Raw genomic sequence first — 7,589 nt, 5'->3', positions numbered from 1 at the left:
CGCCGAGCAGGCCCTCATCCGAGGAGGGGTAGTGCGGTCGAGGGCCTCCACGCGCTCCTTTCGTCTCACCAGAGGTCAGGCTGACGCAAGCAAACTGTGGGGGATATTGTGGGGGACGCCGCCATGGCGGAAGCTTGGAGGGCGAAAAATCAGCCTCTTGAACAGAGGAAATGGTGTAGGGAATGAAACCGGGAGCGAACACTCTCTGGAGTTGCACATGAGTTAGATGTGGCGCGACCCTGGCCGAACGTGCCGATGCATTGCGGCAGTCTCCAAGGCCTAGGGTACCTCGGCGGCGGCCATCCGCTCTAAGCGCAACAGCCGTTGGAAGCCCGGGTCTGCTATGCCCACTCTCCTTCGGCTCAGGTCGTGTCTCATCGCGTGGTGCAGGAGCGCGATTTCCTCGGCGGGTTGGTTGGCCGGGTCAGGCTGGCACGGCCGAGAGCCTGACGGTGGCAGTATCGCTGACGGTGCTGATGGCTTCCAGGGTCATGTAGCACGAGCGCTGAATGGCCCACTCGTCGGACTGCTCGAGAAGGATGGCGCCGACGAGCCTCACGATGGCGGCCTCGTTGGGAAAGATGCCGACGACATCGGTGCGGCGCTTGATCTCGCCGTTGAGCCGCTCGATCGGGTTCGTCGGCTGTAGCTTTGCCCGGTGGGCGGCGGGGATGTGCATGTAGACCAGCACATCCTTCTCGGCGCTGTCCATCAGGGCGGCGAGTTTGGCCACCTTCGGGCGGAGCTGGTCGGCCACGCTGCGCCACCGGGCGTGCACGGCGGCTGCATCCTCCTGGGCGTAGGCGGTGCCGACCCAGGTCGAGACGATGCGGCGCTAGGCCTTGCCCGCATGCGCCAGCGCGTTGCGGGCGAAGTGGACGCAGCAGCGCTGCCAAGTCGCCCGTAGTACCTTCGTCACGGTGGCCTTCAGGCCCTCGGGGGCCTCGGAGACCGGCTTCACGCCCGCCCGGCCGCGCCGCTTCAGGGTGCTCAGGAAGTCGAGCCCGAAGGGCTCCGCCTCGGAGCTGCCGAGCGCCCTGCCGAGGACTTCGCGCCGCCCCTCGGCGTTGACGCAGACCGCAATGGTCCCGGCCACAGAGACGATCCGCCCGACCTCGCGCACCTTCACGTAGGTGGCGTCGAACCAGAGGTAGGGCCGGTCGCCCTCGATGGGACGGCGAGGAAGTCGCGTACCCGCTCGTTGATCTCGGCGCAGAGGCGCGAGATCTGGCGGCAGCTGATCCCCTTCATGCCCATCGCGCGGACCAAGTCGTCCACAGAGCGTGTGGAGATGCCCTGGACGCAGGCTTCCTGGATCGCCGCCGTTAGGGCCCTCTCGGCGGTCCGGCGGGGCTCGAGGAAAGCAGGGAAGTAGCTGCCTTTCCGCAGCTTCGGGATGCGGAGCTCGACCGTGGCGATCCGGGTCTGCTAGTCGCGCTCAGGTAGCTGTTGCGCTGCACCATGCGGGCGGGGCTGAGGCGCGGCAGGCTGGGTCCATCCACCGGCTGGCAGGCCCGGCGCTGGTTGGCTCGGCGGGGGCGGCGCTTCAGCGCGCTCAATGATCTTGTCGAGCCCGCCACGGTCAAGCCAGACGCCTCGGCACTGTGGGCAATAATCAAACTCGATGCCCTGGCGCTCGCTCATGGCGAGGCCTACGCCACAGCGCGGGCAGTCGAAGGAAAGCGTTCCGCTCATCGCGTCCTCCGGCACAGACGCAACCTGGCTGCCGGCGCGGGCCCAGTCTCCCACCTCCCCTCCCGAGGCGGCGAGGAGTTTCCGTGTCGCGTCGTACTCCGGGCCAGAAGCATCACGGCTCAGGAACTCCTCGACTTCCACTTCCGTGACATGGCCGCCGGATGAGGGATTGGCTTGATGCCGCACAAGAACCCGCCCCGTCACGCTATTGCGGATGAGATGCCAGGTGTCGCCGTTCGCGCTTCTGTAGATCTCCACCGACGAGAAGGTCACACAATATCTCCTTGGTAGCGGCCGCAGCAGGAGCTGCTGAAGGATCCGGCACTCATTGGATCCGCTCCCCTCGGCTTAATTCTCAGGTTCGGGCAGCCTCCAACGCCGCTCACCTCCCGGCCGTAGGCGGCGAGACCGACCATTCAGTCTGGGCAACTGCCCAAAGCGCCGTTGCGCGAGGCCCGTGGTGCCAAATTCGGAGCCCGCGGCCCGAAGAATCACCGCCTGATTACTGTCTATGGCGTATCAGGGATGGTGTGTCTGGCCCAGGCTGTTGCGGGGTTCCAGGTCGCTGCTAGCCCTTCTTCGCAGGCAACGGCGCGGCCCGCATTCGTATCGCTGCAAAGGGAGAGGCGGCCGCATTAGATTTTACCTTCGGCTGCCTCGGCTTCTTTGCTTCGCGGCCGCTTCGCTTCTGCCCCTTAGCCATTTTCTTTCCCCTCCAAGCTGTACCTGTCTGGCGGCACTCGCTTCGGTTTTGGGCTGGGACGAACGCAAAGACGGCGTCCATTGCTCAGCGAGGAAGTCTCGTCGCGCCACTCCCATGCCGGATCGAGCAAAATGCAAGGCGAGCTGAGCTGAGCGCGACTAGCGCGGGCAAGACACCAAGGCAGAACCTAAAGCGCCAACACGGCTGGAAGAGCGTTCAGGCATACGCCGGCGCACCCTCCTGTCACGCTCCGCGGCCCAACGCACCGGGTCATGGCCCTTGGCCTGGTGCTCTGGCATTCCTTCGTTCTCACTGCGCTCTTCGGCTTCGCGGTCGGCGATCTCATCGGCACGGTTCGAATTCATCGGACGTACCCTTTCAGGACCGCTCGGCCGCGCAGATCGGGGCTCAGCGCAGGCACTCCGGCGCAATCAGCTCACCGACCTGAGCGTCTGCCTGTCTAAGGTTGTGATCCCTCCCCGGGGATTTACAGCATCCACGGAAGCACCATTTCGTGCTCTCGGGTGCCCTCGCCACTGCCGGGCAAACTCCAATCGGGAAACGGCAGCGGCAATGCTGAGGAGGAGTCCATGCCAGCGCATGCCGCTGCAGCCATCTTCTGCCGGGATCGGGCACTGATCTCCAGATTGGGTACGCCACACAGACCTCGTTGCGCTGCCTTGCTGCTCGCGGCCCTCTTAGTCCTGGCTTCCCCGCGCATAATGGCCTTCGCTGCTGTTCCAGATGGCGTCTGGCTCATTGACGGAAAGGCAGCTGTGCAGATCTTTGACTGCAGCGGCCTGCTGTGCGGCCGGATTCTGTGGTTGCAGGTTCCACGCGATCCGCAGGGCCGGTTGAATCGAGACAAGCACAATCCCGATGCCGCCCTGCGGCAGCGCCAACTGTGCGGACTGACCATTTTGTGGGGTCTACGCTCCACTGGCCTTGATCGCTGGGGCGGCGGCTGGTTCTACAATCCGGATGACGGAAAAACCTACAGGGTTTCGGCAGAACTGAAATCCGCCGACCGGATAGCGGCACGCATCTATTTGGGCGCCCCGCTCTTCGGTGAGACCAAGACCCTGCTCCGGGTCCCCCACGGAACGTCAGAGGGATGGTGCTGAAGGCCGGAGATGCAGCCGCCCTGCCCGGTACGTTCATCGGCCAGCTGCATCGCCGCTCGCAACAGGTTGGCACGGGACATCATTGCCAAGCCAAGCCAAGCCAAGCCAGCGGTGCGAGGCCTCCCGCCGCCGACGCCAAGGAAGCGACAAGAATGCCGATTTTCGCGGTCTGCAGCGGCGGGTCCTGGAACGCCAGGTCCGCAATGAGCAGTGCCATGGTGAAGCCGATGCCGGCGAGCATGCCGCCGCCGGCCAGGGTGCCCCACCCGAGAGCTGCGGGTCGCACCGCCAGGCCCGGGCGCACCGCCAGCCAGGCGAAGCCGACCACACCGGCCGGCTTGCCGAGCACGAAGCCTGCCATCACGGCCTGCACCACGGAATCCCCGAGTGAGCTGAAGGAGATAGGTATGCCGGCGCTGGCGAGCGCAAACAGCGGCATGATGCCGACGGGCGATCCAGGGGTGCAGCGTGGCCCCCAGCCGTTCAACCGGGGAAAGCGCCTCCCGGGCCGCCAGCCACAAGCGCGATCCAGCCGATCCCGGCGCTGTAGCCGAAGGCGACGACAAGGATGGCGCCAATGTCGTCGATGACAGCCGGGGAGAGCAGGAAGACGCGCAGGGCCTGCGGGGCGCGCCGCCCCAGGAGCGCCAAGCCGCCAATCACGAAGACGGTGTCCGTCGCCACCACTGTGCCCCAGCCGTGCTCCCCAGCCTCGCCCAGCTGCAGCGCGAGGTAAGGCGCCGCGGGCACCAGCATGCAAAATTTGCTGGAGTGCCTTACCGGGGACATGGCGAAGCCCCTTGTTCCCGATGATCACTGGGCGGTACTCGCGCCGCTGCTGCCGCCGGAGCGGCCCGGGCCGCAGGGCGGGCGCCCTCGATGGCCGGACCGGGCTGCCCTGACCGGCATTGTGTTTGTTTTGACAGCCGGAACTTCCTGGGAGCGGCTGCTGGTGGAGATGGGCTGCGGGGCCGGCATGGCCTGCAGGCGTCCGCTGCGGGACTGGCAGGTCTCGGGTGGATGGAGCCGCCTGCACCGGGTGCTGCTGGAGTGCCTTCAGGCGGCGGAGGCCCTCGACTGGTCGCGGGCGGCACTCGACAGCGCCAGCCTTGGCGCCAAAAGGGGGGCACGGAGGTCGGCCCCCACCCCGACGGACCGCAGCAGGCCGGGCAGCAAGCGCCACCTCGTCACGGATGCCCGCGGCACGCCGCTGGGCCTGACGCTGAGCGGCGCAACCGCCAGGACCGCCGCATGCTGGCGGCCACCCTGGATGCCATGTCGCGCCTTCAGATCGGCGGTCCCGGCTGCCCCGCCGCAGGCCAGACAAGCTGCACGCCGACAAGGCTTATGATCATCGCCGCTGCCGCGGGGAATGCCGCGCCCGGGGCATCACCCCACGCATTGCCCGTCGTGGCGTCCAAAGCAGACAGCCGCTTGGCAAGCACCGGAGGGGGGGTCGAACACATTTTCGCTTGGCTCAACCGCTTCCGACGCCTCGCCATCCGCTATGAGCGCCGGGCCGACATCCATTTGGCCTTCACCGCGCTCGCCTGCTCCCTCCTCCGCCTCAACCAGATCCGTAGGTTTCGTTAGACGTTCTTAGCTGCCGTGAGGCGCCGTGCTCTGGTTTTCAGCGTCGCGGTCCTCAGCAGCCGCGGCGAGCCCTGGCGCGAGGTATGCTGACAGACGCTGGATGATGTCGGTCAGCTCGACGATTTCCTGCTCTCGCAGCGCATCGATCTTATTGTGCAGTAGCTCGATCTCGAGTTCCGCTTTTACGTTGATCCGGTAATCGTGCTCCGCGTGCCTGCGGTCGATCTCCGACTGACGGTTCTGACTCATCATAATGATGGGCGCTGCGTAGGCCGCCTGAAAGGACAGCACAAGGTTGAGCAGGATGAAGGGATAGGGATCCCAATGCCAGGCGTATGCAGCGGCGTTCAGCGCAACCCACACGCCGAGGACGACGCTTTGGATGATGATGAAACGCCAGGAGCCGACCGTCCTTGCGACCCAATCGGCGATCAGGGCGCCGCGGGTCGGCGGATGTTGGACCCTATGACGGGCAGGTTTCTGTGCCCGGAGTTCATCCAGTCGCCTAAGGTCGTCAGCCCCCAGGTGTACTGTCCTGCGGTGCTCGCCTACCATGGCCTTCTCCTGTCACAGGTGCCGCCCCGACACTTTACCTCTCCGAAGGCGCTATACCCTTCCGTCGTGATCAGGGCTGGCCCAGGCCGGCCATTATACCTGGCGCAGCGACCACCCTGGCCTGGAGGGTGGCCTTACCTCGCCGTTAACGCAATTGACGCGCTTGCGGTACGGCGCGACGATGCGTCGCCGAACCGAGCGAAGACCGTCGGTACAGTGTCGGTCTGGTGGCCGTCGAGGTTTGCAGTCCCGAAGCGCTGACCGACGATCTCGGCCGGTACTCATGGTTCGACCTTGGCCCGGACGCGCTTCCGCATAGCCCGCAAGCTGGCCCAACAGGTCGATGGCGGCCCGGCGGACACCAGGCTTCGCGGTGGCAAACGTAAAGGTTGCTGCATGCAGATCCACGGTTCCGTGTACGAAAGCGGGGTCCTCTGCGGTCGTGGATTGCTATCCTGCGGGCCGACATGACGCTGCGCACGCCAACCTCCGAGTTGCTGAACGACCTACTCGGCGATTCTCCCGACAAGCAGGTAACGCTGGGATGGCTAGTAGACCGGCTGGGCGACCGCTCGTTTGGCCTTGTGCTGCTTCTGCTGGCGCTCCTGGGCCTCCTTCCAGGCGTGTCGGCCGTCGCCGGCGTACTGCTCATGGCTCCCGCGCTCCAGATGGTCCTGGCGCGCCCCGGTCCAGTGTTCCCCCTCCGTGTTGCTTCCCGCCGCTTCGAGACGTGGCGTTTAGTCCGGGTGATCCGCCACGTATTGCCGGCGCTGCGCTGGCTGGAGCAATTCATCCGCCCGCGCTGGATTACACCGTTCGAGGCAACGAAGCGGGTGGTCGGTGGTATCGTCCTGTTACTGGCGGGAGGCCTGCTCGTCCCGGTGCCGCTGAGCAATGTCCCGTTGGCTCTGACGATCGCGCTGATCGCCTTTGCTTACCTGGAGGAGGACGGCATCCTGCTCTGCGCCGCGCTCGCGGGCGCCATCGTCCTGCTCGCGGTCGCCGCGGCAGTCGCATGGGAGACTCTGAGTTCAACTGGCTGGATACCGGGCTTCCTGTAGGCGCTCGGTGCCCCCCGGCGAGCCGGAGCAAAGTCCCATGGCGGACCGACTGCGATCACCGGACAGCGGAAAAGGATTCGCGCGATGACCATCGTCATTTCCGTGAGGGCCATCCAACGGCATCGCCCTAATAATCGACAGCGCGGGCGACATCTGAAGGGGGACCTGGAGTTGCCCCATGAAGCCGGATACTGAGCTGGTTGGGACTGTCGCGGATGCACTCACGGAGTGAGCGCATCCGCACGCCTTCCCGAGGGTGGAGCTCGTTGTAGTGTTCGGTCCAAGCCGGGAGTTGCTGGAGGACGGTGGCAGCATCGGGCCTGCGATGAATGCGGGCGTAGTGGAGCTTGAGCGTCTTCACGAACGCCTCATTAACACCATTGCTCGCGGGGCTGCGGACTGGCGTGAGACAGGCGACCAGGTCCAACGCGACGGCAAAGCCGTGCGTGTCGTGGGCGGCGTAGGCCGATCCGTTTTCAGCCAACCCCTGCACAGGATAGGGCGCCCGCAGCCGGCCCACCGCTCGCTTCGGTTCTGCAGCTGCTCTGCTGGCCATGCCGCCCGCCGAGCGGGAAGATAAGCATGACCAGCCGAGGCTGCCTACTACCGCGCAGCATCATGGAGAAGACCGCGTTCGGCGGGATGTGCAACGGACAGCATAAGGTGCGCGTTCGGCTGATCCTGGACTTCGACATCCGAAGCGCCCTGATCAGGCACGGTGTGCTGTCATAGGAGACCGCCCCTCCTACAAGAGGAGCTGGTTCGCAGCTTTCAGCGGGGAAATATTCAGGGGAAACATGCCTGTCAGGCTGCACACGCCCCCCCGCAGCAAGGGAGCTTGGCACGCGAAAAACAGAT

Annotated in this window: 4 protein-coding genes and 4 pseudogenes; 3 read left to right on the top strand and 5 right to left on the bottom strand. The window is 65.6% G+C overall.

From position 1 onward, the window contains the following. Positions 1 to 424: 424 nt before the first annotated feature. A pseudogene (locus VNS22_RS13030) lies at positions 425 to 1,466 on the bottom strand (IS256 family transposase); the annotation flags it as partial. Positions 1,467 to 1,515: 49 nt separating this feature from the next. Continuing rightward, positions 1,516 to 1,695: pseudogene (locus VNS22_RS13025) on the bottom strand (zf-TFIIB domain-containing protein); the annotation flags it as partial. Positions 1,696 to 2,988: 1,293 nt separating this feature from the next. On the opposite strand from VNS22_RS13025, the gene VNS22_RS13020 reads away from it, so the two are divergent. Further along, entirely contained in the window at positions 2,989 to 3,522 is a 534-nt protein-coding gene (locus tag VNS22_RS13020) for a DUF2147 domain-containing protein (protein WP_325733062.1), read from the top strand. A gap of 79 nt (positions 3,523 to 3,601) precedes the next feature. On the opposite strand, the pseudogene VNS22_RS28320 reads toward VNS22_RS13020, so the two are convergent. Then, positions 3,602 to 4,278, bottom strand: a pseudogene (locus VNS22_RS28320) (Na+/H+ antiporter NhaA); the annotation flags it as partial. Positions 4,279 to 4,309: 31 nt separating this feature from the next. On the opposite strand from VNS22_RS28320, the pseudogene VNS22_RS13005 reads away from it, so the two are divergent. After that, positions 4,310 to 5,115 (top strand): annotated as a pseudogene (locus VNS22_RS13005) (IS5 family transposase). 6 nt (positions 5,116 to 5,121) lie between these two features. Here the strand turns inward: VNS22_RS13005 and VNS22_RS13000 are convergent. After that, positions 5,122 to 5,670, bottom strand: coding sequence for a DUF1003 domain-containing protein (locus tag VNS22_RS13000; protein WP_325733056.1), 549 nt, complete (start codon positions 5,668 to 5,670; stop codon positions 5,122 to 5,124). A 467-nt stretch (positions 5,671 to 6,137) separates the two neighbouring features. On the opposite strand from VNS22_RS13000, the gene VNS22_RS12995 reads away from it, so the two are divergent. Beyond that, positions 6,138 to 6,731, top strand: coding sequence for an exopolysaccharide biosynthesis protein (locus VNS22_RS12995; RefSeq protein WP_325733054.1), 594 nt, complete (start codon positions 6,138 to 6,140; stop codon positions 6,729 to 6,731). 127 nt (positions 6,732 to 6,858) lie between these two features. Here the strand turns inward: VNS22_RS12995 and VNS22_RS28570 are convergent, their stop codons facing one another. Further along, on the bottom strand, positions 6,859 to 7,287 hold the full coding sequence (locus tag VNS22_RS28570) for an integrase core domain-containing protein (protein ID WP_414653353.1): 429 nt from the start codon (positions 7,285 to 7,287) through the stop codon (positions 6,859 to 6,861). Between the last annotated feature and the right edge of the window lie 302 nt (positions 7,288 to 7,589).

It is taken from the genome of Geminicoccus sp., from assembly GCF_035556675.1.
GTDB lineage: Bacteria > Pseudomonadota > Alphaproteobacteria > Geminicoccales > Geminicoccaceae > Geminicoccus.
Note: the sequence above shows the minus strand (reverse complement) of the source record. Positions and strands in the feature narration are given on the sequence as shown.

Bases quoted from the DNA above. Each gene is read 5' to 3' on its own strand.
- VNS22_RS13020 (WP_325733062.1), top strand. From the start codon at position 2,989: ATGCCAGCGCATGCCGCTGCAGCCATCTTCTGCCGGGATCGGGCACTG.
- VNS22_RS13000 (WP_325733056.1), bottom strand. From the start codon at position 5,670: ATGGTAGGCGAGCACCGCAGGACAGTACACCTGGGGGCTGACGACCTT.
- VNS22_RS12995 (WP_325733054.1), top strand. From the start codon at position 6,138: ATGACGCTGCGCACGCCAACCTCCGAGTTGCTGAACGACCTACTCGGC.
- VNS22_RS28570 (WP_414653353.1), bottom strand. From the start codon at position 7,287: ATGGCCAGCAGAGCAGCTGCAGAACCGAAGCGAGCGGTGGGCCGGCTG.